Source organism: Streptomyces pseudovenezuelae (genome assembly GCF_029892565.1).
Taxonomy (GTDB): Bacteria; Actinomycetota; Actinomycetes; order Streptomycetales; family Streptomycetaceae; genus Streptomyces; species Streptomyces pseudovenezuelae_A.
This window is the reverse complement of sequence record NZ_JARXVH010000002.1, coordinates 197,839-221,974: the sequence shown is the minus strand read 5'-3', so window position 1 is coordinate 221,974 and position 24,136 is coordinate 197,839. Positions and strand designations below refer to the sequence as shown.

At 71.1% G+C, this 24,136-nt stretch carries 19 protein-coding genes; 10 read left to right on the top strand and 9 right to left on the bottom strand.

Annotated features, from left to right (window positions below; translation table 11 throughout):
- The first annotated feature begins 61 nt into the window (after nucleotides 1–61).
- Nucleotides 62–2,014: a glycosyltransferase family 2 protein gene (locus tag M2283_RS05760; RefSeq protein ID WP_280874928.1), complete on the top strand. Its 1,953-nt coding sequence runs from the start codon at nucleotides 62–64 to the stop codon at nucleotides 2,012–2,014.
- A 60-nt stretch (nucleotides 2,015–2,074) separates the two neighbouring features.
- Here M2283_RS05760 and M2283_RS05755 read toward each other — a convergent pair whose 3' ends face one another.
- The 4 genes from M2283_RS05755 to M2283_RS05740 form a co-directional block, all read right to left on the bottom strand.
- Nucleotides 2,075–2,878 carry a class I SAM-dependent methyltransferase gene (locus M2283_RS05755; protein ID WP_280874927.1) on the bottom strand — a complete coding sequence of 268 codons (804 nt, stop codon included), beginning with the start codon at nucleotides 2,876–2,878 and terminating at the stop codon, nucleotides 2,075–2,077.
- A gap of 69 nt (nucleotides 2,879–2,947) precedes the next feature.
- The gene (locus M2283_RS05750; RefSeq protein WP_280874926.1) at nucleotides 2,948–4,015 is read right to left on the bottom strand and encodes a glucose-1-phosphate thymidylyltransferase; all 1,068 of its coding nucleotides are present in this window, start codon (nucleotides 4,013–4,015) and stop codon (nucleotides 2,948–2,950) included.
- 99 nt (nucleotides 4,016–4,114) lie between these two features.
- Nucleotides 4,115–4,288 (bottom strand): hypothetical protein, encoded by a 174-nt coding sequence (locus M2283_RS05745; protein ID WP_280874925.1) that lies wholly within the window; start codon nucleotides 4,286–4,288, stop codon nucleotides 4,115–4,117.
- A gap of 79 nt (nucleotides 4,289–4,367) precedes the next feature.
- Nucleotides 4,368–5,336 (bottom strand): alpha/beta hydrolase, encoded by a 969-nt coding sequence (locus M2283_RS05740; protein ID WP_280874924.1) that lies wholly within the window; start codon nucleotides 5,334–5,336, stop codon nucleotides 4,368–4,370.
- A 186-nt stretch (nucleotides 5,337–5,522) separates the two neighbouring features.
- Here M2283_RS05740 and M2283_RS05735 point away from each other — a divergent pair, with 186 nt between their 5' ends.
- Nucleotides 5,523–5,978 (top strand): MarR family winged helix-turn-helix transcriptional regulator, encoded by a 456-nt coding sequence (locus tag M2283_RS05735; RefSeq protein WP_280874923.1) that lies wholly within the window; start codon nucleotides 5,523–5,525, stop codon nucleotides 5,976–5,978.
- On the opposite strand, the gene M2283_RS05730 is transcribed toward M2283_RS05735, so the two are convergent.
- Entirely contained in the window at nucleotides 5,965–8,424 is a 2,460-nt protein-coding gene (locus M2283_RS05730) for a SpoIIE family protein phosphatase (protein ID WP_280874922.1), read from the bottom strand. The two genes, M2283_RS05735 and M2283_RS05730, sit on opposite strands and share 14 nt — an antisense overlap.
- 190 nt (nucleotides 8,425–8,614) lie before the next feature.
- On the opposite strand from M2283_RS05730, the gene M2283_RS05725 reads away from it, so the two are divergent.
- Nucleotides 8,615–10,759 (top strand): SpoIIE family protein phosphatase, encoded by a 2,145-nt coding sequence (locus tag M2283_RS05725; RefSeq protein WP_280875557.1) that lies wholly within the window; start codon nucleotides 8,615–8,617, stop codon nucleotides 10,757–10,759.
- A gap of 156 nt (nucleotides 10,760–10,915) precedes the next feature.
- Here the strand turns inward: M2283_RS05725 and M2283_RS05720 are convergent, their stop codons facing one another.
- A complete protein-coding gene (locus M2283_RS05720) occupies nucleotides 10,916–12,346 on the bottom strand; it encodes a S1 family peptidase (RefSeq protein ID WP_280874921.1) in 1,431 nt (476 codons plus the stop codon).
- 808 nt (nucleotides 12,347–13,154) lie between these two features.
- Between M2283_RS05720 and M2283_RS05715 the strand changes: the two genes are divergently transcribed.
- From M2283_RS05715 to M2283_RS05700, 4 genes are all read left to right on the top strand, one after another.
- On the top strand, nucleotides 13,155–13,370 hold the full coding sequence (locus M2283_RS05715; RefSeq protein ID WP_280874920.1) for a type A2 lantipeptide: 216 nt from the start codon (nucleotides 13,155–13,157) through the stop codon (nucleotides 13,368–13,370).
- 81 nt (nucleotides 13,371–13,451) lie between these two features.
- The gene (locus M2283_RS05710; RefSeq protein WP_280874919.1) at nucleotides 13,452–14,258 is read left to right on the top strand and encodes an HlyD family efflux transporter periplasmic adaptor subunit; all 807 of its coding nucleotides are present in this window, start codon (nucleotides 13,452–13,454) and stop codon (nucleotides 14,256–14,258) included.
- Nucleotides 14,255–16,477, top strand: a complete 2,223-nt coding sequence (locus M2283_RS05705) for an NHLP family bacteriocin export ABC transporter peptidase/permease/ATPase subunit (RefSeq protein ID WP_280874918.1) — start codon at nucleotides 14,255–14,257, stop codon at nucleotides 16,475–16,477. The genes M2283_RS05710 and M2283_RS05705 overlap by 4 nt, the downstream gene beginning before the upstream one ends.
- 1 nt (nucleotide 16,478) lies before the next feature.
- Complete coding sequence (locus M2283_RS05700; protein WP_280874917.1) at nucleotides 16,479–19,295, top strand: NHLP bacteriocin export ABC transporter permease/ATPase subunit; 2,817 nt, start codon at nucleotides 16,479–16,481, stop codon at nucleotides 19,293–19,295.
- A 4-nt stretch (nucleotides 19,296–19,299) separates the two neighbouring features.
- Here the strand turns inward: M2283_RS05700 and M2283_RS05695 are convergent, their stop codons facing one another.
- The gene (locus M2283_RS05695) at nucleotides 19,300–19,827 is read right to left on the bottom strand and encodes an SRPBCC family protein (protein WP_280874916.1); all 528 of its coding nucleotides are present in this window, start codon (nucleotides 19,825–19,827) and stop codon (nucleotides 19,300–19,302) included.
- Between the two features lie 5 nt (nucleotides 19,828–19,832).
- On the bottom strand, nucleotides 19,833–20,198 hold the full coding sequence (locus M2283_RS05690) for an ArsR/SmtB family transcription factor (RefSeq protein WP_280874915.1): 366 nt from the start codon (nucleotides 20,196–20,198) through the stop codon (nucleotides 19,833–19,835).
- Nucleotides 20,199–20,410: 212 nt separating this feature from the next.
- On the opposite strand from M2283_RS05690, the gene M2283_RS05685 reads away from it, so the two are divergent.
- Both M2283_RS05685 and M2283_RS05680 read left to right on the top strand, forming a co-directional pair.
- Nucleotides 20,411–21,916 (top strand): MFS transporter, encoded by a 1,506-nt coding sequence (locus M2283_RS05685; protein WP_280874914.1) that lies wholly within the window; start codon nucleotides 20,411–20,413, stop codon nucleotides 21,914–21,916.
- 211 nt (nucleotides 21,917–22,127) lie between these two features.
- On the top strand, nucleotides 22,128–22,568 hold the full coding sequence (locus M2283_RS05680) for an STAS domain-containing protein (RefSeq protein WP_280874913.1): 441 nt from the start codon (nucleotides 22,128–22,130) through the stop codon (nucleotides 22,566–22,568).
- A 136-nt stretch (nucleotides 22,569–22,704) separates the two neighbouring features.
- On the opposite strand, the gene M2283_RS05675 is transcribed toward M2283_RS05680, so the two are convergent.
- Complete coding sequence (locus M2283_RS05675) at nucleotides 22,705–23,142, bottom strand: protease inhibitor (protein WP_280874912.1); 438 nt, start codon at nucleotides 23,140–23,142, stop codon at nucleotides 22,705–22,707.
- A 324-nt stretch (nucleotides 23,143–23,466) separates the two neighbouring features.
- Here M2283_RS05675 and M2283_RS05670 point away from each other — a divergent pair, with 324 nt between their 5' ends.
- Nucleotides 23,467–24,030: a hypothetical protein gene (locus M2283_RS05670; RefSeq protein WP_280874911.1), complete on the top strand. Its 564-nt coding sequence runs from the start codon at nucleotides 23,467–23,469 to the stop codon at nucleotides 24,028–24,030.
- Nucleotides 24,031–24,136: the final 106 nt, after the last annotated feature.

Genomic DNA, 24,136 nt, shown 5'->3' with positions numbered 1-24,136 from the left:
TTAGCATCTGGCCACCCGCACCACCCATACGGCGAACGACCCGAGGGGGCTCGGAAGCCCGATGCCGGTCAAGGTCAGCGTCATCGTCCCCGTCCACAACCCGGGGGCCCGCATCGGCGATTGCATCGCCTCCCTGCTCAAGCAGTCCCTGCCCCCCGACGCATACGAAGTGATCTTCGTCGACGACGGCTCCACCGACGCCACCCCGGCTCGGCTCGACGCACTCGCCGCCGAGGACCCCCGGGTCCGGGTCGTCCACCAGGACAACTCCGGCTGGTCCGGCAAGCCCCGCAATGTCGGCCTCGCCGCCGCCCGCGGCGCGTACGTGATGTTCGTCGACCACGACGACGTCCTGGGCGACGAGGCCCTGGAGCGCATGTACGGATACGGGGTGGCCAACGGCGCGGACGTGGTCGTCGGCAAGATGGCCGCGCGGGGCCGGCCGGTGCCGGTGGAGCTGTTCCGCCGCAACCGTCCGCGCGCCACGGTCGCGGACGCCCCGCTCATCGACAGCCTCACCCCGCACAAGATGTACCGGAAGACGTTCCTCGACGACATCGGCCTACGGTTCCCGGAGGGCCGGCGCCGCCTGGAGGACCACGTCTTCGTGACCGAGGCGTATCTGCGCGCGGCCAACGTCTCCGTCATCGGCGACTACGTCTGCTACTACCACGGCCAGCGCGACGACCACTCCAAGGCGGGCATCCAGCCTTTCGACCCGGCCGGTTACTACAAGAACCTCCGGGAGGCGCTGGACGTCGTCGAGCGGTACACCGAACCGGGGCCGGTGCGGGACAAGTTGTACCGGCGCTGGCTGCGGGTGGAGATGGTGGACCGGCTGCGCGGCCGGCGTCTGCTCGCCCTGCCGGAGGACCATCGCAGGAAGCTCTTCGAGGAGATCCGCCAGGTCGTCGTGGAGCGCTTCGAGCCCGGTGTCGCCGCGGGGTTGCAGCCGACGCAGCAGGTCGTCGCCGCGCTGGTCGCCGCGGACCGGCTCGACGACGTGACGGCCTTCGCGGAGTGGGAGGCCGGTGTCGAGCTGGCGGCGGCACCCGAACGCGTCGAGTGGCGGGACGGCCTGCTGCGGTTCGGCTTCGCCGCCGAACTGACCACGGACGGTACGCCGTTGACGTTCCCCGGCGGCAGTGTGCGCACCCGCCCCGACGAGCCTCCCCGCGATGTCGAGGACGCGATCGCCAGGGTGGGGGCGGGGGCGGTGACCCGGTTCGGCAGGGCGACCGCGGACCTGCTGCTGCGCGAACGGGCCACCGGCGCCCAGTACTTCCAGCCCATCGAGGTCACCCGGGAGATCGTGCCGGTCGAGGACAGCGGGCGGGTCCGGCTGGTGCTGCGCGGGGTGGTCACGGTCGACGCGGCCACCGCGGCGGGCGGCGCCCCGCTGCACGGCGGGCTGTGGGACACCTACGCCCGTATCAGGCTGGGCGGTTGGACCAAGGAGAGCCGGGTGGGTCCGGGCCCGCGCAAGGCCCGGGCCGCGACGTCGGCCGGGGTGGTGGCCGGCCGGGTGGTGCTGCCGTACTGGACGGACCGGCACGGCACCCTCTCGCTCGACGTCGACCGGGCGGTCAAGCGGCTCGGCCTGAACCGGCTGGATGCGGACGACACCGACACCTCAACCGGCCGGCTGCGCGCGCCTTTGCCGCTGTACGCGCCCGCCAGGACATCCGTCCTGCTGCGGCTCACATCCCCGGACGCCTCGGTGGAGACACCGGGCACGCTCTCCCCGGCCGACGACGCGGTCGGACTGGAAGCCGCCCTGCCGGTCGCCCAACTCGACGGCGCCACCTGGCGTTCCGCGCTCTGCCTGGCCCCCGACGCCGACGAGCCGCGCTTCCTGCCGCTGCCACTCGCCCTGCGCGGCACCGCCGGTTCGGTCGAGGTGGTGCGGCCGCCCCGGCCCGGCGTCGCACGTCAACTCGCCCGCCGCGTACGGCGCTTGCTCGCCGCGGCCCTCGGCCGCGAGGCTTTCGAGGGTGCGGGCCGAAGGACATGACCGCGCCCCGCGCAGGCCGACCGCTCTTCCGAAGGGGCGTCCTGCGCGGGGCGAGGGGGTTCAGTGGCCGCCGGTGACCTTTTCCAGGGCGGAGTGCAGCGGCTTCCAGCCCCGGGAGCGGCCCAGGCCGAGGTTGCGGGCCCGTACCAGCGGGCGCCAGAAGTCCGCGCCCGTCAGTGCATCGGGCTGGACCGCCTGGACGCGCTCCAGGATCGCCTCGGGCACCTTCTGCGGGTCCGGCACCTCGAACTCGGCGATGATCTCGTCGTACTTGTCCGAGAGCACGGTGTTGGTGTGGTCGGCGCCGAAGACGACCAGCTGGCCGGTGGGCTGGGTGTCGACGAGGACGGTCACCAGGTCGGGGCGGTAGCGGTTGAGGATCTCGACGACCTTGTAGACGTCACCGGTCCAGTACTTGGTGTGCCGGTCCCGGGCCGCCTCGTCGACGCTGCGCGGCAGCATGTCGTCGAAGACGATGACGCTGGCCCAGTCGGAGTGCTTCTCGACGTTGATGAAGTCCCGCAGCGCGTACTCGAAAAGGTGCATGCCGTCGATGAACGACAGGTCGAGGGTGGTGCGACGCCAGTAGCCGAACGGTTTACGGCCCCGGCGCAGGTTGCGCAGGGGGTGGCGGCCGCTGCGCAGGTGCGCCAGCGGGTTGTTGCGCTTGAAGAAGTCGTCACTGGTGGCCTTCACCAGGTGGACGTCGTTCCGCACCTCCGTGACCACCTTGAACGCGGGGTCGATCGCGATGCTCGGGACACGTGACAGCGCGAGGCTGCGCCCGTCGTTGACCCCGATCTCCAGGTAGTTGCGGTTGGCGGTGGCCTTGTGCAGTTCCCGGAGGAACTCATGGCGATTCACGAAGGGACTCCTAGCAGATGTGTGGCATTGCTCCGTGCATGGTGGCGGCGCGGCCGTCGGCGACAACGGTCATGAATGGATCTGCACCTTGCTGTGGTCGCCGAGGACGAACCGGTGGGCGCTGGGCACGCTGGGGGCGGGAGTGACCTCCACGTGCCGGCCGATCAGGGAGTTCTCGATCCGGCCCACGCCGCGGATCGAGGAGTCGCGCAGCACGATGGAGAACTCGAGCTCGCTGTCGGTGACGCTGCAGTTCTCGGCGAGCGAGGTGAACGGGCCGACGTAGGAGTCCTCGACCACCGTGCCGGCGCCGATCAGGACGGGGCCGACGATCCGGGAGCGCACGATCCGCGCACCCTCCTCGACGACCACCCGTCCGATCAGTTCGGACTCCTCGTCGACCTCACCGTCGCTGCGGGGTTCGAGGGTCTCCAGGACGGTCCGGTTGACCTCCAGCATGTCGGTGACATTGCCGGTGTCCTTCCAGTAGCCCTGGATGACCGTGCTGCGTACGTCGGCGTGCGTGTCGATCAGGTGCTGGAGAGCGTGGGTGATCTCCAACTCCCCTCGCCAGGACGGGCGGATGGCGCGCACCGCGTCGTGGATGACCGGGGTGAACAGATAGACGCCGACCAGGGCGAAGTCGCTCTTGGGGTGCTCGGGCTTCTCCTCCAGGCCGACGACCTGGCCCGTGGCGTCGAGTTCGGCGACGCCGAAGGCGCGGGCGTCCGCGACCTGGGTGAGCAGGATCTGGGCATCGGGGCGGTTGCGCCGGAACTCGTCGACGAGGGCGCTGATGCCGCCGACGATGAAGTTGTCGCCCAGATACATCACGAAGTCGTCGTCGCCGAGCCAGTCCCGCGCGATCAGCACCGCGTGGGCCAGCCCGAGCGGGCGTTCCTGCGGGATGTAGGTGATCCGCAGCCCGAACTTGGAGCCGTCGCCGACGGCTTCCTCGATCTCGGCGGCGGTGTCCCCGACGATGACGCCGACCTCGGTGATGCCGGCCGCGGCGATCGATTCCAGTCCGTAGAAGAGCACGGCCTTGTTGGCCACGGGCACGAGCTGCTTCGCCGAAGTGTGCGTGATCGGCCGCAGGCGTGTACCGGCTCCGCCGGACAGCACAAGAGCCTTCATCTGCTTCACCTTAGCCTCGATCGTCCCGGGGCGGCGCTCGACGGTGTCGCTCGATGGTCACGAATCAGGCATGGCTGCCCGGTGGACTCCAGGTGACGCTCAGTCCTCGCCGCGGACGATGTTCCACTCGGCACCGCAGTGCGCCGAGTTCGGTTCGATCCGCTCCTCGACGGCCGGAAGGCAGGTACGTACGACGCCGCGCGGGCGTCGGGCCTTCGACCAGCCGGTCTCGGGCCGGCGGCCGACGGGTTTGTCACTGGTGGGCGAGGTCACCGCATCTCATCTTCTCTCTGCGTCCGTTGACTGCTGCGGGACGGGTCCCCGGCGGCGCCGGGGACAAACGCCCCTTCGGTCAGACGGTGCCCAAAGCGGTACGCAGTGTGGCGACGGCCTGCGCGATGGCCGCCCCGGCGGCGTGGGTCTCGCGCAGGGCGTTGAGCATCACGAAGTCGTGGATGATGCCCTGGTAGCGGACCGCGACGACCGGCACGCCCGCCTCGCGGAGCTTGGCGGCGTAGGCCTCGCCCTCGTCCCGCAGGACGTCGGCCTCGCCCGTGATGACCAGGGCCGGGGGCAGGCCGGTGAGCTGGTCGGTGGTGGCGCGCAGCGGCGAGGCGGTGATCTGCGCCCGCTCGCTCTCGTCGGTCGTGTACTGGTCCCAGAACCACTGCATGCCGTCGCGGCGCAGGAAGTAACCGGTGGCGAACTGGTGGTAGGAGGCGGTGTCGAAGCTCGCGTCGGTGACCGGGTAGAAGAGCACCTGCTGGACGAGCGGGACGTCGCCGCGCTCCTTGGCCATCAGGGTCAGCGCGGCGGCCATGTTCCCGCCGACCGAGTCGCCGGCGACGGCCAGCCGGGAGGCGTCCAGGCCCTTGCCCGCGCCCTGCTCGACGATCCAGCGGGCCACGGCGTAGTTCTGCTCTATCGCCACCGGGTAGCGGGCCTCGGGCGAAAGGTCGTACTCGGGGAAGACGACCGCCGCGCCGGCACCGACGGCGAGTTCGCGCACCAGCCGGTCGTGGGTGTGGGCGTTGCCGAAGACCCAGCCGGCGCCGTGGATGTAGAGGATCACCGGAAGAGTGCCGGTGGCGCCCGCCGGCTTGACGAGGCGTGCGCGGACCTGGCCGGTGGGGCCGCCCTCGACGGTGATCCACTCCTCGTCGACGTCCGGCTTGGCGATGTCGCCGGACTGGACCTCGTCGACCGCCTTGCGGCCCTCGGCCGGCGCCAGGTCGAACAGGTACGGCGGGTTCGCCGTGGCCTCGACGAAGGCCTGGGCGGCGGGTTCGAGGACGGGGCGGGGTGCGGTGCTGTCGGTCATGACTGCCTCCTCGGTTCGGGTGCCGCGACGGCTTCGGCGGAGGTGCGGGAGTCGGTGCTGCGGCACGCCATGGACAGTAGCCCTCGATTAAGTCGTGCGCAACTCATTAGGGCACGATAGAATCGGGCAGACCTGACCGTTAGGGTGGTGACCGTCGTGAACAGGACAGCAACCGGGAGCCGTGCCGTGAGCCAAGCCGCAGGGGAGCCGAGCGAGGGATGGCAGCTCCTGGACGACCAGCTCTGCTTCGCCTTGTACGCCGCCTCCCGCGCCGTCACCGCGCGCTACCGCCCGCTCCTGGACGAGCTCGGCCTGACCTACCCCCAGTACCTGGTCATGCTCGTGCTCTGGGAGCAGGACTCGATCTCCGTACGGGACCTGGGGACCTCGCTCCAACTGGAGTCCAGCACCCTGTCGCCGCTGCTCAAGCGGCTGGAGGCGGGCGGGCTGGTGCGCCGGGAGCGCCGGGCGGAGGACGAGCGCTCGGTCGCCATCCGGCTCACCGAGGCGGGCGCCTCTCTGCGGGAGCGGGCGGCGAGGGTCCCGCTCGCCATCGGAGACGCCATGGGCCTCACCTCCGAACAGGACGCCATGGCCAAGCAGTTGCTGAGGCTGATCACGGCCAACGTCACGAACGGCTGACCGCGAGTTCGGCCCACACCTGCTTGCCCCCGCTGACCGGCACGGTCCCCCAGGTTCCCGACATGGCCTCGACGAGGAGGATGCCGCGGCCACCGGTGGCCTCCCAGCCGATACTGGTCGGCTTGACCGGGGTGCGGGGCGAGGAGTCGGCGACCGCGACGCGCAGCCGGTCACCGAGAAGGGTGAGGTCCAGGCGGACCCGTCCGTCGGTGTGCACGAGGGCGTTGGTGACCAGCTCCGAGACGACCAGCAGGGCGGCGTCCATGTCGTCCCGCGGCACGCCCCAGCCGCGCAGGGCGCGCCGGGTGAAGCGGCGGGCGTGTCCGACGGCCTCGGGCACCCGCCACACCGTCCAGCTCTCGCGCAGCGGGCGCAGTGTCATGCCGTCGTAGCGCAGCAGGAGCAGGGCCACGTCGTCGCTGCGGCGGGCGCCCACGAGCAGGGCGTCGGCGACGAGGTCGAGGTGGGCGGGGTCGGCGGCGGAGAGTTCGCGGGCCAGCCGGTCGAGGCCCTCGTCGATGTCGGCGTCGGCGGACTCGACGAGGCCGTCCGTGGTCAGCGCGATCACGGTGCCGGGCTGGAGCCGGAGCGGGCTCATCGGGAAGTCGGCCTGCGCGACGACGCCGAGCGGCGGCCCGCCCTCCGTGTCGGGCATCTCGATACCGCCGTCCGGGTGACGCAGCACCGGCGGGAGGTGTCCGGCGCGGACGTACCAGGCGAAGCCCTCCTCCATGTCGACGTCGACGTAGCAGCAGGTGGCGAAGAGGTCCGTCTCCAGGTCCATCAGGAGGCGGTTGGCGTGGGAGACCACGACGTCCGGCGGGTGTCCCTCGACCGCGTAGGCGCGCAGGGCGGTGCGCATCTGGCTCATCAGGGTGGCGGCGCCCGCGTTGTGCCCCTGGACGTCGCCGATGACGAGGGCGACGTGGTTGTCGGGCAGCGGGATCACGTCGTACCAGTCGCCGCCGACCTCCAGGCCGGCCGTGGTGGGCAGGTAGCGGGCGACGGCGACCGCGCCGGGCAGCGTGGGCAGGCGGCGCGGGAGCAGTTGGCGCTGGAGCATGCCGACGAGTTCGTGCTCGGCGTCGAAGGCGTGGGCGCGCAGCAGTGCCTGGCCCGCGAGGCCCGCTGAGGCGGTGAGCAGGGCGCGTTCGTCGGTGCCGAAGTCGTGCGGGGCGTCCCAGCCGATGAGGCAGGCGCCGGCCATGCGGCCCCCGGCGGGCAGCGGCAGGACGGCCAGGCCGCCGGGGCCGACCTCGGCGAGCGCGGGTTCCAGGTCGCTGCCGGCCGGCCAGATCCGGGCGCGGCCCTCGCGCAGGGCGGCGGCCAGGGTGGGCATGGTCCGCACGGGCGCGTCCGGCCACTCCGAGCGCCATTCCAGGCGCCACAGCTCGGGCCAGGACTCCGGCTCGGGCGGGTCCAGGACGATGACGACGAGCCGCTCGTTCTCCAGCTCGGCGAGCGCGATCCGGTCGGCGTGCAGCGGCTTGCGCAGCGCGGAGACCACGGCCTGGCTGACGTCCCGCACGGTGCCCGCGGTGGCGAGGGCGGCGGCCAGACGCTGGACGCGGGCCACGTCGGTGACATCCGAGCGCAGTTTGGAGGCGTCTGCGACGGTCCCCACGAGCCGGGCCGGCCGCCCCTCGCCGCCGGGCACCAGCCGCCCGCTCAGTCTGAGCCATTTGGGTGGTCCGGAGGGCTGGAGCACCCGGAACTCCAGCTCGCGGTCGCCGATGGACATGTGGTCGGCCTCCACCACCGACATCAGCGAGGGCAGGTCCTCCGGGACCGCAAGACCGAGCAGCGTCTCGACCTTGCCGTCGAAGTCGTCGCGGGTGAGGCCGAACAGGTCGAGGATCTCGTCGCCGATCTCGACGCGTCCGGTGTCCATGGCGAGGCCGAACGCGTTGGCCGGCAGCTCACCGCCCTCCGCGGCCCGGTCCGAGGCGGGCCAGGTCACGGCGTCGGCGATCAGCTCCAGGCACTTGCGGTCCTCGGTGTCGAACCCTTCGGGGCGTTCACTCACCGCCACCAGACAGCCGCCGCCGGCGTCCCCCCGTGCGGGCAGCACCGCCAGGAAGAAGTCCCGCGCCGACGTCCGCCGCGACTCCGCGCTCCCCGACAGCTCCTTGGGCCCCAGCCACACCGCGTTCCCGGTGCGGTGGGCGTCGGCCACCGGGGAGCCGCCCGCGAGGGGATAGCCGTCGCGCAGTCCGAACAGCGTCCGCGGTACCCCCGCCGACTCGACCAGGCACAGCACGTCGCCGTCCTGCGCGGGTGTGTACACGGCGGCGAGCGAGGCGCCCGCGAAGACGAGCGCCTGTTCCAGTACGCGGCGCAGCCGATCGGGCGATGTCGGATCGGACGTGAGCGCTTTCAGGGCACTTTCGGCACGCAACGTTCTCCTTCCGCGTCCCGCAGCGCCCTCACTGACCACGTCCGTCATTACAGCGCGTATGCGGCGCCTGCGCAGCCCCTGTGGGCGTTCTGTGGAGGCCGAAGAGCCGGTCCGCCCGATACGTACCGACCTGTCTTGGTTCTCCGCGCCGCTCTCCTGGCCGTTCTCCTCGCCGTGCGCGTCCGGCCCCGGGGAGGCAGATTTGTCCCTGGGACCCGTCGCGCGGCCGTGCGAGGAGGTGGTCGGCGTGTCCGACGGGCACACGTCCGCACAACCGCCGGCGACCGCGAGGACCCGGGTGGGCAGGCCGCTGCTGTCCCTGGCGCTGGCCTCGATGATGGACGAGGTCCACGCGCACTCCGGCGCGGTGTATCTGCTGGCCGCCGACGAGCCCGTACTGGAGATGTCGGTGATGGCGGGGCTGCCCCGGGCGTTCGCGGCGCCGTGGGAGCGGGTCGGGCTGAGTGCGCCGATCCCGGTCGCGCAGGCGGTGCGGGAGCGGCGGCTGGTCTGGGTGGGCGGCGAGGAGGACATGGCGCGCAGCTATCCGCGCATCGCCGTGGTGCTGCCGTACCCCTTCGCGCTGGCCGCGCTGCCGGTGGCGACGCCGTCGACGGCCTACGGGGCGGTGTTCGTGACCTGGCCCGGTTCCCATCCGCCGGAGCTGTCCGACCGGGAACGGGACCATCTGACCGCGGCCTGCGACCGGCTGGCTGTGCGGCTGGAGCGGGCCGTCGAGGAGAACCGTCCGGTGCTTGCGGAGCACGATCTGCTCGCCACTCCCCCGCCGGCGGGCGCGGCGGGCACGCTCGGCACGTTGGAGGCGGCACGGATGGTGGCCCGGCTGCCGTACGGGCTGTGCTCGCTGGATCTGCACGGCCGGATCAGCTTCGCCAACGCGGCCGCCGCCGAACTGATCGGCGTCCCGGTCGGCACGCTGCTGGGCACCCAGCTGTGGGCGTCGGTGTCCTGGCTCAACGACCCGGTGTACGAGGACCGTTACCGGGCCGCGCTGCTCAGCCAGCACACCACCTCGTTCATGGCGCTGCGCCCGCCCGGCGAGTGGATGTCGTTCCGTCTCTATCCGAGTACGACCGGGCTGAGCGTGCGGGTCACCAGGGCGCGGCCCGTGGCGGAGACGACCCGGACCGGGGCACGGCCCGGCGACGCCCCGCCGCGGCTGGTCACCATCTCCCAGGTGCTCTCCGTGGCGGGCGCGCTCACCGAGGCGGTGGGCGTGCAGGACGTGGTGCAGCTGGTCGCGGACGAGATCGCGCCGGCCGTGGGCAGCCAGGCCCTGGTGGTGCTCGGTTCGCGGGCGGGACGGCTGCATGTGCTGGGGCACCGCGGCTATCCGGACGCGCACGTCGTGGAGCGGTTCGACGGGCTGCCGCTGGCCGAGCGGACACCGGGCACGCATGCGCTGACCACCGGTGTGCCGGCGTTCTTCGACTCACGAGGGCAACTGGAGCGCCTCTATCCGGGGCGGAACGACACACCCGACGGCTTCGCGGCCTGGGCGTACCTTCCGCTGATCGCCTCCGGCCGGCCGGTGGGCACCTGCGTGCTCGCGTACACCGAACAGCATCCGTTCCCCGCGGACGAGCGGGCCGTGCTGACGAGTCTGGGCGGGCTCATCGCCCAGGCCCTGGAACGCGCCCAGCTCTACGACGCCAAGCACCAGCTCGCGCACGGGCTCCAGGAGGCGCTGCTGCCCAACACCCTGCCGCCGCTGCCCGGAATCGAGGCCGCCGCACGCTATCTGCCCGCGACGCAGGGCATGGAGATCGGCGGCGACTTCTACGACCTGGTGCCCTCGCACGGAGTGGCGGCGGCCGTGATCGGGGACGTGCAGGGGCACAACGTGACCGCGGCGGGCCTCATGGGTCAGATCCGTACCGCCGTCCGGGCGTACACCACGGTCGGCCAGGCACCCGCGGACGTCATGCGCAGCACCAACCGGCTGCTGATCGACCTGGGGACGGACCTCTTCGCCAGCTGCCTCTATCTGCGCCTTGATCCGGCGCGGGGGCGTGCGGTGATGGCACGCGCGGGCCATCCGCCGCCGCTGCTGCGCCGACCGGACGGGCGGGTACGGGTGTTGGACCTGGCCGGTGGTCCACTGCTCGGTATCGACGAGGCGGCGACCTACCCGACGACGGAGGTCGACCTCGCTCCCGGCTCCGTGCTCGCCCTCTACACCGACGGCCTGATCGAGTCCCCGGGCGTCGACATCGAGGACGCGCTGGCCGACCTCGGCGAACTGCTCACCTCGTCCGGCGACCTGCCGCTGGAGCAGCTGGCCGACCACCTGGTGCGGCACAGCGCGGCGGCCCAGGAGCGGGTGGACGACGTGGCCTTGCTGTTGCTACGGGCGACGTAGACGCGGACATGAATGCGGTCCGGCCCTCCCGCCGGAGGGCCGGACCGTCCACCGCCGGCCGGGACGATGAGCCGACCGACAGTGGGTCCGTGTGGGGGGAACCCGCCGAGGACCAACCGGGGTGGGGCCCGATGGGTGGTCCTCGGTCAGGGGCGCCTAGTGGGAGCCGGTGAGGGAGGAGCCGTCGTCGACACCGCTCCCGCTCTGGTCCTCACCCGTCCCGTTCAGGTCGTCGCCGGCGCCGTTCGCGTCGTCACCGGTGCCCTCCTCGTCGCCGGCCGTCGCGGACGGGTCGACCGCGCCGCCCGTCTCCTCGCCGCCGATCTGGTCGCCACCGGCACCCTCGTCACCGGCACTCGCGCTCGGGTCGACGGCGCCTTCGTCACCGGCGCCCGCGTCACCCGCACCCGCGTCACCCGCACCGGCGTCGCCGGCACCCGCGTCGCCGAGCGTCGCGCCCGTCGCCTCGAGGGCGGCGGTCACCGGCTGGAAGAAGGTCTCGCCGCCGGCGGTGCAGTCGCCGCTGCCACCGGAGGTGAGGCCGACCGCGCCGCCGTCCTGCGTGAACAGGGAGCCGCCGCTGTCGCCGGCCTCGGCGCAGACGTCGGTCTGGATGAGCCCGGTGACGGTGTCGACGCCGTTGGGGTCCGTCTCGCTCTGGAAGTTGACCGTGGCGTCCAGACCGGTGACCGTGCCGTCGTGCAGACCGGTGGTGCTGCCCATCCGGAAGACCTGCGTGCCGACCGTGGCCTCCTCGGCCTGGACGATCTGGACGGTCTGGCCGCCGCCCACGTTGACCTCGCTCGGCGCCACGGTGGCCGGGTCGTCGTACTTCACCAGGGAGAAGTCGCCCTCGCCGGGGAAGGTGGCCTGGTCGACGGTGGCGATCGGGTCGCCGGTCTCGGAGTCGGACCACTGCTTCGCGGCCACACCGCAGTGACCGGCCGTCAGGAAGGCCGGGGCGCCGTCGCTGGCGGTGACGTTGAAGCCGAGGGAGCAGCGGACGGTGCCGCCCTCCACCTGGCTGAAGATGGCGTCGCCGCCCGAGACGAAGGGCTTGAAGGTGCCGGACGACTTCTTCAGGGTCGCCATGCCGTCGCCGAGGCCCTGGACCGTGGACTCCAGCTGGTTCCACTTGGTGCCGGTGACCGTGCTGTCGGCGGTGACCACGATCTTGTTGGTGCGCGCGTCGAGGGCCCAGGCGGTGCCGGGGATGGTCGCGTCGGTCTTGAGGGTCTGGGCCCCGGTCTTGAGCTCGGCGAGGCTGTTGTCGACCTCGCGGACCTTCGCGCCCGCCTTCTCGGCCTGGACTACGACGTTGTTGTTGTCGCCGGGTATGACGTTGACGACCAGCTGCTGGCTGCCGGAGTCGTAGTACGAACCGGCGAAGGCCTGACCGAGCAGATCCTGGAGCTGCGAGGCGAGATCCGAGGCGTCGGTCGCCTTCAGGGTCTTGGGGGCCGCGTCGGTGGACGAACCGTCCTGCGACGCGTTGGCGTTCGGCAGCAGTATTGCGGCCGCGCCGAGCGCCACGACGCTGCCTGCCGCGATCGCGACCTTGCGCTTCGGAATTCGCTTGTGACTCAAACTACTCGACCTCCTGGGGGACCGGAGTGTGGGTGCCGCCGTCCGGCAGCTGTTCTGTTCGGGGCGCCTGGTTGGCTGTTGGTACGCACGTGCCACCGAGTGCGTTCAATTCCGTTTGCCAACTCGCTTTGCCCTACGACGAATCGGCCATGACCCGCGCCTGACGAACCGGCACGGGGAGCAATCCCCCAAAAGCCATCAGAGCCGAGCGCACTCCACCGGGCGGAGCCCGCAGACCGGGTGATGACGGGCCGGCGGTCCACGGCGTATCCACGTCATTTCCACGCGCGGAGACCGATGCGGATGTCCTGATCGAAGCGGTGCCCAATCGAAGCGGCGCTCACTGACACGATCCGCAACCGGTCGACAACAGTCCGTTCCGATCAGAGAGCGGAATCATGGCTTCAGCGAATCTGCACATCGAATACCCAACCAAGTCACCGCGGGCGAAGGTTCTCCACACAGGAGCGAGCGGCGCCACGTCATTGGTGCGGGAGTGTCGCATTCGCCGCAAGGGCGGCAAGCTCTCGCAGGCCCTCGTGTGAACCGATGCCGTGACGCATGTGAAGAACTCGCCCGCGAGGCGTGCGCACACCTGCACGGAATGGTGCCCCTGGGGCTCAAGTGCCCTGGTGAGACGTTTGGTTGATTGGAAGCCCGTACCCGGGGCGTGCTTTGATCCATCGCACCGCAGGGTCCGCCAACGGCTCCCGGAAACGGGTGCCCGGCGTCCGCGGTCGCGGCGTCCATCTGTCCCCAGAGGGGCCGCTCCCCCTTGCTGAATATCCATACGAAGGGAAGTTCCATCATGAACTCCACCCCCCAGGTTCAGACCGTCGAGATCTCCGACGCCGAGCTCGACAACGTCTCCGGCGGCCTTTCCGTGAACGCGCTCGGCACCGTCACCGGCCTGGTGGACGGCATCGTCCCCGTTTCCGGCCTGGTCGACACCGTCATCGGCACCGTCGAGGGCACGACCGGTCTGAACACCTCCCCGGTCACCAACCTGGTCGCCGGTCTCTGATCGCACCTTCTGTGCCGTTGAGCCCCGGAGCCGATTCCCGGCTTCGGGGCTCTCGGATGCCCTGAAACAAGGGAAGCTCCCGTGCAGTTCCGCCAACAGGCCCTCACCAAGCTCCAGTCACCGGAGGAGCTCGACCTCCCGGTGCGTTTCGCCCGCCCACAGGGCTGGCTCGTGCTGTCCGTGACGGTGGTCGCGATGGCCGCCGCCTCCGTCTGGGCGGTGACCGGCTCGGTGGCCTCCACGGTCGGCGCGCCCGCCGTCCTCACGCACGGGGAGGGCAGTTACATCCTGCAGAGCCCTGTCGCCGGCCAGGTCACGGCGGTGCTCGCGAAGGAGGGCGTGCGGCTGCCGGCCGACTCCCCCGTCCTCAAGGTCCGTACGAGCGAGGGCGACACGGTCGTCCGCACGGTCGCCGCGGGCCGGATCACCGCGCTCGCCGCCACCATCGGCCAGATCATCCAGACCGGCGCCAATGTGGCCGCCGTCGAGAAGGTCGCCCACGCCGGCGACCCGCTCTACGCCACGGTGTACGTGCCCGCCGAGAACGCGGCCTCGATTCCCGCCGACGCCGCAGTCGACCTGACCCTCTCGTCGGTGCCGACCCAGGAGTACGGCGTCCTGCGCGGCCATGTGGAGTCCGTGGACCGCTCCGCCCAATCGGCCCAGCAGATCGGCGCGTTCCTCGGGGACAGCCAGCTGGGCGAGCAGTTCACCAAGAAGGGCAGGCCGGTGGCCGTGCTGGTCCGGCTGGACAAGTCGTCCGGCACGAAGAGCGGTTACAAGTGGTCGTCCAAGGACGGACCGCCGTTCGCCCTCACCTCGATGACCATGGCCTCGGGTTCCATCCGGCTGGCCGATCAGCGTCCCGTCGATTGGCTGCTGCCGTGAGCACCGCACAGGAGACGCGGAGCAGACGCCGCGCCACTCCGCCCAAACGCCCTGTGCCCAAGGGCAGGGCGAAGACCGTCCGCACGCCGACCGTGCTCCAGATGGAGGCGGTCGAGTGCGGTGCCGCCTCCCTCGCGATGGTCCTCGGCCACTTCGGCAGGCACATCCCGCTGGAGGAGCTCCGCATCGCCTGCGGTGTCTCCCGGGACGGCTCCCGCGCGAGCAACCTGCTGAAGGCGGCCCGCAGTTACGGCCTGACGGCCAAGGGCATGCAGATGGACACGGCCGCCCTCGCCGAGGTGAAGACACCGGCCGTCCTGTTCTGGGAGTTCAACCACTACGTCGTCTACGACGGCATGGGCCGCCGCTTCGGCCGCCGCGGCGTCTTCATCAACGACCCGGGCAAGGGCCGCCGTTTCGTCCCCATGGAGGACTTCGACGGCAGCTTCACCGGTGTGGTGCTGGTCATGGAGCCCGGCGACGACTTCACCAAGGGCGGCCGCAAGCAGGGTGTCCTGGGCGCGATGCCGGCCCGGTTGCGCGGCACGGCGGGCACGATGCCGGCCGCGGTGCTGGCGAGCCTGCTGCTCGTGCTGGTCGGCGCGGCGGTGCCGGCGCTGAGCCGGACCTACATCGACATGTTCCTGATCGGGGGTCAGACCTCGCTGCTGGGCGTGCTGTTCGCGTCGATGGGCGCGAGCGTCCTGCTCACGATCGTGCTGACCTGGCTGCAGCAGGCGAACCTGCTGCGCGGCCGCATCATCTCCTCCACCCTCTCCAGCGCCCGCTTCCTGCGCCATCTGCTGCGGCTGCCGGTGACCTTCTTCTCCCAGCGCAGCCCGGCCGACCTGGTCCAGCGCCTGCAGTCCAACGACCAGGTGGCCGAGACCCTGGCCCGCGATCTCGCCGCGGCGGGCGTGGACGCGGTGGTCGTCGTCCTGTATGCCGTGCTCCTCTACACGTACGACCCGCAGTTGACGTATCTCGGGATCGGGGTCGCGGTCCTGAACATCGTCGCGATGCGGGTGGTCATCCGGCTGCGCGCCACCCGGACGGCGAAGTTGCGGGCCGACAGCGCACGGCTGACCAACACCGCTTACACCGGGCTGCAGTTGATCGAGACGATGAAGGCGACCGGCGGTGAGGACGGGTACTTCCGCAAGTGGGCCGGGCAGCACGCCACCACGCTGGAGGAGCAGCAACGGCTCGGTGTGCCGAGCGCCTGGCTCGGGGTGGTCGCGCCGACGCTGGCCTCGCTGAACAGCGCGCTGATCCTGTGGATCGGCGGCATGCGGGCCGTGGAGGGCGGTATCTCGGTCGGCCTGCTGGTCGCCTTCCAGTCCCTGGTCACCCGCTTCACCGCGCCGATCACGCGCCTGAACGGCGTCGCGGGCCGCATCCAGGACTTCGCCGCCGACGTGGCCCGCCTCAAGGACGTCGAGAACTTCCAGGCCGACCCGCTCTACGACCGCCCCGGCGCCGGCGATTCCACGCGCCGCCTCCAGGGCCATGTCGAGCTGCAGAACATCACCTTCGGCTACAACCCGCTCGACAAGCCCCTGCTCACCGGCTTCGACCTGACCGTCGGCCCCGGCCAGCAGGTCGCCCTCGTCGGCGGCTCGGGCAGCGGCAAGTCCACGGTCTCCCGGCTGATCTCGGGCCTTTACACGCCGTGGGAGGGCGTGATCCGCATCGACGACCAGCGCCTGGACGACATCCCGCGCGGGGCGCTCGCGGCCTCCGTCTCCTTCGTCGACCAGGAGGTCTTCCTGTTCGAGGGCTCGGTGCGCGACAACGTGGCGCTGTGGGACCCGTCGATCCCGGACGACGCGGTGGTGGACGCGCTGCGGGACGCGGCGCTCCTGGACGTGGTGACGCGTAGGCCCGGCGGCATCCACAGCAGGGTCGAGCAGGACGGGCGCAACTTCTCCGGCGGGCAGCGCCAACGCCTGGAGATCGCCCGGGCGTTGGTGCGCCGGCCCAGCATCCTGGTCCTTGACGAGGTGACGAGCGCGCTGGACGCGGAGACCGAGCAGGCCGTGATGGACAACCTGCGCAGGCGCGGCTGTGCCTGCGTGGTGATCGCGCACCGGCTGAGCACCGTGCGCGACAGCGACGAGATCGTCGTGCTCCAGCACGGCACGATCGTGGAACGCGGGCGCCACGAGGACCTGGTGGCGCACGGCGGCGCCTACGCGGCGCTGGTCAGGGAGCGATGAGATGACGACGGCACACGAGGGCGACCTCGTTCTCGGCGCGCTCGGCAACATGGGCACCCTGGTCGACTCCTCGGGCCTGACCCGGCTCGACCTGGAGGGCCCGCAGGTGCTGTGGCTGATCGCCGCGGGCAGCCTGGACCTGTTCGCCGTGGACGCCGTCCAGCAGGGCCACTGGCACCACCTCGGCCGCCTGGGGGCGGGCTCGCTGCTCCTGGGACCGGTGGCCGGGCCCCAACACACCCTGGTCGCCCGCCCGTTGCGCGACTGCGTCGTGCACCGCATCGGCCTGCGCGAGCTGTACCAGGCGGCCGACACCCAGACCTGGTCCTACGACGAGTACGGCAACGCCCAGTACGTCCCGCCGACGACGAGCCCGCTGGAGTACGCCCTCGCTCTCGGTGTGGGCCGCAGCCTGTCCGTCCTCTTCCAGGCGCCGATGGCCACCGAACGCGCCGCCGAGCTGACCGACGACGACGTCTTCTGGATGCAGGTGCCGCCGGGCAGCGTGCAATACGGCTCGCTGTACGGCGCGGAGGCTGCTGCCGACCTGTTGATGGACCCCGGGGTCTGGCAGAGCATGGTCGACCAGCAGTACCGGCTGCTGACCACGCTCGACCGCTGGATCGAGCAGCTGGAGCGCACCCACGAGACCCGAACGGCCGCCGGAATCAAGGCCGGTGAGGCCGTTCGCGCCCAGGCCGACCGGACGCTGCTTGCGTCGATCGGCAAGCCCTCGGCCAAGCGCACGACGGCCGCCGACGCCGACGCCTCGTACGCGGCCTGCAAGGTGGTCGCCCAGGCCGCCGGGATCACCCTGTCCGAGCCCGCGCAGAGCGGTACGGAGAGCGACCGGCTCGACCCGGTGGAGCAGGTGGCCATCGCCTCCCGGGTGCGGACCAGGGCCGTACGCCTGGACGGCCGTTGGTGGCGTGACAACGTCGGGCCGCTGGTGGGACACCGGGCCCTGTCCGGTGCGCCGGTCGCGCTGCTGTGGCGGCGCGGCGGCTATGTGGCCGTCCATCCGTCGACGGGCCGCGAGACGCCGATCGAGAGGGCGAACGCGGAGGAGTTCGAGCCGCGCGCGGTGATGTTCTACCGCCCGCTGCCCGATCGCGGCCTCAGTCCCCTGCGGCTGCTGCGGTTCAGCATGAGGGGTACCGGCAACGACATCACGAGCCTGCTCCTCGGCGGTCTGGTGACCGTCGCGATCGGCGCGCTGGTGCCGATCGCGACCGGCAAGGTGCTGGGCGAGTTCGTGCCGAAGGCGCAGACGCATCTGATCGTGCAGGTCTGTCTGGCCGTGATGATGACCAGCGTGGTGGCGGCGGCCTTCATGCTCCTGGAGAACCTCACCATCCTCCGCCTGGAGGGCCGGATCGAGGCCACGCTTCAACCGGCCGTCTGGGACCGCCTGTTGCGGCTGCCCACGAAGTTCTTCACGGAGCGCTCGACCGGCGAACTGGCGAGCGCGGCGATGGGCATCAGCGCGATCCGACGCATGATGGCGGGCATCGGGCCCGTGGTCGCCCAGTCGCTGACCATCGGCGCGATGAACCTGGGACTGCTGTTCTGGTACAGCACGTCGATGGCGCTGGCGGCGATCGGCATGCTCGTCGTCATCGCGGCGGTGTTCCTCGGCCTCGGCCTGTGGCAGGTGCGCTGGCAGCGCCGGTTGGTCGTCCTCAACAACAAGCTGAACAACCAGGCCTTCCAGACCCTGCGCGGCCTGCCGAAGCTGCGGGTGGCCGCCGCCGAGAACTACGCGTACGCGGCCTGGGCCTCGGAGTTCGCCCGCAGCCGGGAACTGCAGCAGCGGGTCGGCCGCATCAAGAACCTCACGACGGTGATGGGGGCGGTCTATCTCCCCGTGTGCACCCTGCTGATGTTCATGCTCCTGGCCGGCCCGGCGCGCGGGTCGATGTCGGCGGCGGCGTTCCTCACCTTCAACACCTCGGTGACGATGCTGCTGACCTCGGTCACCCAACTCACCGGCGCCTTCGTCTCGGTGGTGTCCGCGCTGCCGCTGTTCGAGGAGATCAAGCCGGTGCTGGACGCGACCCCGGAGGTGCGCACGGCGAGCACCCGGCCGGGCCCGCTGACGGGCGCGATCGAGACACGCGGCCTCTCCTTCCGGTACGCGGACGACGCACCGCTGGTGCTGGACGACGTGTCCTTCGCGATCCGCCCGGGCGAGTTCGTGGCGATCGTCGGCCCCAGCGGCTGCGGCAAGTCCACGCTGCTGCGCCTGCTGATCGGCTTCGACAGACCGGTCTCGGGCAATGTGCTCTACGACGGCCAGGACCTGGCGGCGCTGGACCAGTCGGCCGTGCGCCGACAGTGCGGTGTGGTGCTCCAGCACGCGCAGCCGTTCACCGGCTCCATCCTGGACGTCATCTGCGGCACCGAGCCGTACACACCGGAGGAAGCCATGGCGGCGGCCGAGATGGCGGGGCTCGCCGAGGACATCAAGCGGATGCCGATGGGCCTGCACACGATCGTCTCGGGCAGCGGCTCGGTCTCCGGCGGCCAGCGTCAACGCCTCATGATCGCCCAGGCGTTGATCCGCCGGCCCCGGATCCTCTTCTTCGACGAGGCGACCAGCGCCCTCGACAACGAGACCCAGCGGACGGTCATCGAGTCCACCAAGGCCCTCAACGCCACCCGCGTCGTCATCGCCCACCGCCTGTCGACCGTCCTCGACGCCGACCGCGTCATCGTGATGGAGGACGGCAAGGTCGCCCAGCAGGGCACGCCCGCCCAGTTGCTCGCGGACACGGGCGGCCGGCTGCACGAGCTGGTGCGCCGGCAGCTGGCCTGAGGGCTCAGTCGAGGCCGGGGACGGAGGCTCCGGAGGGCACGCCTGCCTCGACGTATCCCGCGTAGAACTCCTTCCAGGACGCGCTCGTCCCGGCGTGCGGCCCCGCGGACCGCTCGCCGCGCGCCGTCGCGTCGAGGGCGGCCAGGCAGACCTCCCAGCCGGCGCCGTTGCGGGACGCGGTGTCGGCTGCCTCCAGGACGTTGGTCAGGGTGAAGCGGGTGCGCTTCTCGTCCAGCTCCTCCAGGTCGAAGTGGAGTTCGTCGCCACCCCACTCGAAGGACAGGTGCCGGGGCGCGTCGACGGCGAGCACCCGGCCGGTGGACTCCGGCATGTTGGGGTCGCCGCTGAAGGTGATGGTGCCGCCGGGACGCAGCTCGATCTCGGCGCGGGAGGGGAACCAGCGGACGAGCTCGTCGGCGTCGGTCACCAGCTGCCAGACGCGTTCGACGGGATGGTCGTAGATACGGCTGAATCGGACGGCGGAGCGGCCGTCGTCCAGGGTCAGATAGGTGCCGGTGAGGTCTGCGGCCATGTGGATCAGTCCTTCGGGGCGGTTTCCTCGGTGACGTCCGACGGGTCGCCGGGCGGGTCCTGCGACGTCTCGTCCAGGCGGCGGCCGAGCGCGTCCAGGCTGGCGTTCCAGAGTTTCCGGTACGGCGCGAGCCACGCGTCGAGCTCGGCGATCGGGGCCGGGTCGAGGGCGTAGACGCGGCGCTGTGCGTCCTGCCTGACCCGCACGAGGCCGGCCGCGCGCAGCACCTTCAGGTGCTTGGAGGTGCTCGGCTGGCTCAGGCCGCTCTCGGCCACGATCTCGCCGACGGATCGCGGCCCCTCCAGGAGCAGCGCGACGATGGCCCGCCGGTGCGGATCGGCGAGGGCGGCCCAGAGCGAGGCGTTGGACATGGGACCCAATATGCCTCGCTGGCTATATTCCAGTCAAGGAATATCCCCTGCCCACAAGGGTTCAGACCCCTGCGAGCGCGACCACCCAAACGAAACGTTGCCGTTTCGCAAGAAGTGTTCTAACCTCGACGTGTACGAAACTGTTTCGTTTACATCCTCTTTGCCGATCTCTCCGTCCGAACCTCCGAACGACTTCCCTGGAGTGGTTCTCCATGTCCCAGAAGACTCTCGCCGAGGGCTCCCCCACGGGTGCCGAGGCGACCGAGACCGCCGCGCCGGCCAACAGGCGCTGGTGGATCCTCGCGGTCGTCGCCCTCGCACAGCTCATGGTGGTCCTTGACACCACCATCGTGAACATCGCCCTGCCGTCCGCCCAGGCCGACCTCGGCTTCAGTGACGGCAACCGGCAGTGGATCGTCACCGCGTACGCCCTGGCGTTCGCCTCCCTGCTGTTGCTGGGCGGACGTATCGCCGACCTCTTCGGTCGCAAGACCGCCTTCCTGATCGGCATCGTCGGCTTCGCCGTGGCCTCCGCCCTGGGCGGCGCCGCTCAGGGCTTCGGCATGCTGGTCACCGCGCGCGCCCTCCAGGGCGCCTTCGGCGCGCTGCTCGCGCCGGCCGCTCTGTCGATCCTCAACACGACGTTCACCGACGCGCGGGAGCGCGCCAGGGCGTTCAGCGTCTACGGTGCCATCGCCGGCGCCGGTGGCGCGGTGGGCCTGCTCCTCGGCGGTCTGCTGACCGATGCGCTCGACTGGCGCTGGACGCTGTACGTGAACGTGGGGATCGCCTTCGTCGCCTTCGCGGCCGGCTGGATGCTGCTGAGCAACCACCGCGACGCCGCGAGCTCCAAGCTCGACGTACCGGGCACGGTCCTGGTCGCCGGCGGTCTCTTCTCGCTGGTCTACGGCTTCTCCAACGCCGAGACGCACGACTGGGGTTCGCCGCTCACCTGGGGCTTCCTGATCGCCGGCGGTGTACTCCTGGCGGCCTTCGCCTGGTGGCAGACCCGTGCCGAACACCCGCTGCTGCCGCTGCGCATCCTGCTCGACCGCGACCGCGGGGCCTCGTTCCTGGCCCTGCTGATCTCCGGCGGCGGCATGTTCGGTGTCTTCCTGTTCCTCACCTACTACCTCCAGCTCAACCTCGGGTTCAGCCCGACGAAGACCGGTGTGGCGTTCCTGCCGATGGTCGCGGCGCTGATGGTGGCGGCCCAGGTCGGCACCACGGTCCTGGTGCCGCGGATCGGTCCGAAGGTGATCGTCCCGCTGGGCTTCGCGGTCGCCGCGGTCGGCATGGCCTGGCTGGCCGGGATCGACAACGGGTCGAGCTACGTCAGCGCGGTGCTGCCGCAGCTCATCATCACCGGCATCGGCCTCGGCCTGGTCATGCCGCCGGCCATGCAACTGGCCACCGGCGGGGTGGCGGCCGAGGACGCGGGTGTCGCCTCCGCCTCGGTCAACGCGATGCAGCAGGTGGGTGGTTCGGTCGGTACGGCGCTGCTGAACACGCTCGCCGCGAGCGCCGCGAGCGCCTTCCTGGTCGGCAAGGACGCGACCAGCAAGCTGGTCCAGGCCGAGGCGACGATCGAGAGCTACACCACCGCGTTCTGGTGGTCGTCGGGGATGTTCGCGGCGGGTGCCGTGATCACCTTCCTGCTCTTCCGCCGCGGGGTGCCGCAGCAGGACGAGAACGCCGCACCGGTCGTCCACATGTGATCACCGGCACCTGAGCCGCCCGAGACCGAGGGGCCACCCGTCCGCAGGGAGACGAGTGGCCCCTCTTCGCTGCCATCAGCCAACTGTCAAGCAATTTCGCCGCAATTCACCGGGTCGAGTGAACCAGATCTTGCGGACCGTTCCACAGGGATGGTCCGCGTCCTGCCGGGGTAGCTACCGAGATCGAATGCGCCTGCCAGGTGGAGCGGACATGACGTCGGATGCATACGACCGCGTCCCCGAACCCTCCGAGGGCACGACCGCGGACCTCGTCGGTTCCGGACCGCCCGCGGCGAACGCGCACGCCCGGACCCGGACGGAAGGTCCCTTCACCGTGGTCGAGGCTCTCGGCGAGATCGACCTGGCGACCGCGGAGCCCCTCGGCGAGCACCTGGACGCGGCGACCTCCGGGGCACGGCCGGACGTACTGGTGGACCTGCGCGCGGTGGAGTTCTTCGACTGCTCGGGCCTGCGCGTCCTGTGCCGGGCCGAGGCGCGGGCCCGGGAGCGCGGCGGCCGGCTGCGGGTCGTCCTTGATGCTCCGCGCCTGCGTCGGCTGCTGGTCGGCGCCGGACTGCTGCGCCGTTTCCCACCGCTCCCCGACCTGCCCGGTCTGCCCGGTCTGCCCGGTCTGCCCGAGGAGCGCACATGATGCCAGGGGCCGACGGGCAGCCCCACACCGCCCGCCGACCCCTGGTGCGAGATCGCCGGGGTCCCCGCGTCCGGAGCTCGCACTCCCCATCCGCGAGCCGCGTCACGTGGACGCGGGGACCACGCGACCCCGGTCTTTAGAAGCTGAAGACGCTGGTCCCGTAGGAGGTCTTCACGCAGTCGTTGGCGAAGGCGCGCTCGTAGGAGACGCGCTTGCCCTGCCAGACGCCGTCGACCGTGACGACGACGGGGTCGTACTCCCTGGTGCACAGCACGTCGTCTCTCGCCGCCAGCGCGTCGAGGTCCCCGCCGACACCGCGCAGTTCGGCGCAGGCCGGCACGGCGGCCGGGTGGGTGCCGGAGGCCGTCGGGGCGCAGGTCAGGGTGACCGCGCGCTGCGGCGCGGCGGTGGCGGAGCTGTCGCCGTGGGCGATGGTCAGCACCAGGGCCGAGGGGGCGTAGAGCGAGGCGGGGGCTGTGGTGGCCGGGGCCGCGAGGGCGGCTCCGGTGAGGGGGCCGCAGACGGCGGTGGCCGTGAGAGCGATGGTCGTTGCCCAGCGCGCGGTGTTCCGCATTGTGTGCATCCTTCCGCTGGTTTCGAGGGTGAGCCGGACCTGCTCGGGTTGGTGCCGGACCGGCGAGCGCGAGTCTGCCGAGTCCACCGCGGAAACACACCTCGACCCCATGCGTTTCAGTAACCTTGCGTATTGAATCAGTGGCGCGAAGTTACGGTGCTCGAACGTACGAACCCCGGAACTGGGCGGTTCTTGATCGCCTGAAGCAGCCAACTGGCCGGTTCACCCCGCCTCGTTAATAGGCCTGAAACATTCCGATTGAGCTGTCGGCTGACTCCTCCGCGACCCCTTGCGTTCACGGATCGGGCGAGTAATGGTCATTACATGATTACGACAGAGCAGCACGAGAAAGTGCGCGGCTGGTTCGCCGGCCGCATCCCCGACGACCTCTTCGAGGGACCGGTCGAGCTCACGGTCGACCGCGAGGAGATCACCGTCATCGGCCGCGTCCCCGAACCCGCACTCGCCGAGGACGCCTCGGCGGCGGAGCGGGAGGCGGCGATCCAGGGCCGCGTCCAGGAATTCCGCGAGCGCACGCGCGAGGCGCGCATCGAGGTGGCCCGCGAGGCCGAGCACCGGTTCCGCCGGAAGGTCTCCTGGGGCGTGGAGGTGGGCGGCGAGCGCGCCCTGTTCACCCACATCGCCGCGCCCGTCATGACCCGGCTGCGCCAGCCCGAGCGCCAGGTCCTCGACACCCTGATCGCGGGCGGGGTCGCCCGCAGCCGCAGCGAGGCCCTCGCCTGGTGCGTACGCCTGGTCGAGCGCCACACCGACGACTGGCTCGCCGAACTGCGCGACTCCCTCGAACACGTCCAGCGGGTCCGGGCCCAGGGCCCCGACGTCGAGGAGGTGACGGATTCGTCCACCAAGGACCCCGAAGATGGATGAAACGTCCACTGGTACGGGCGGCTTCCCGGGACTTAACGTCGGCAGACGCCCGCAGGACGCCACCCGTTCCCTCGCCCACCCCCAGCGAGTCGCCACGGCCGTCCGC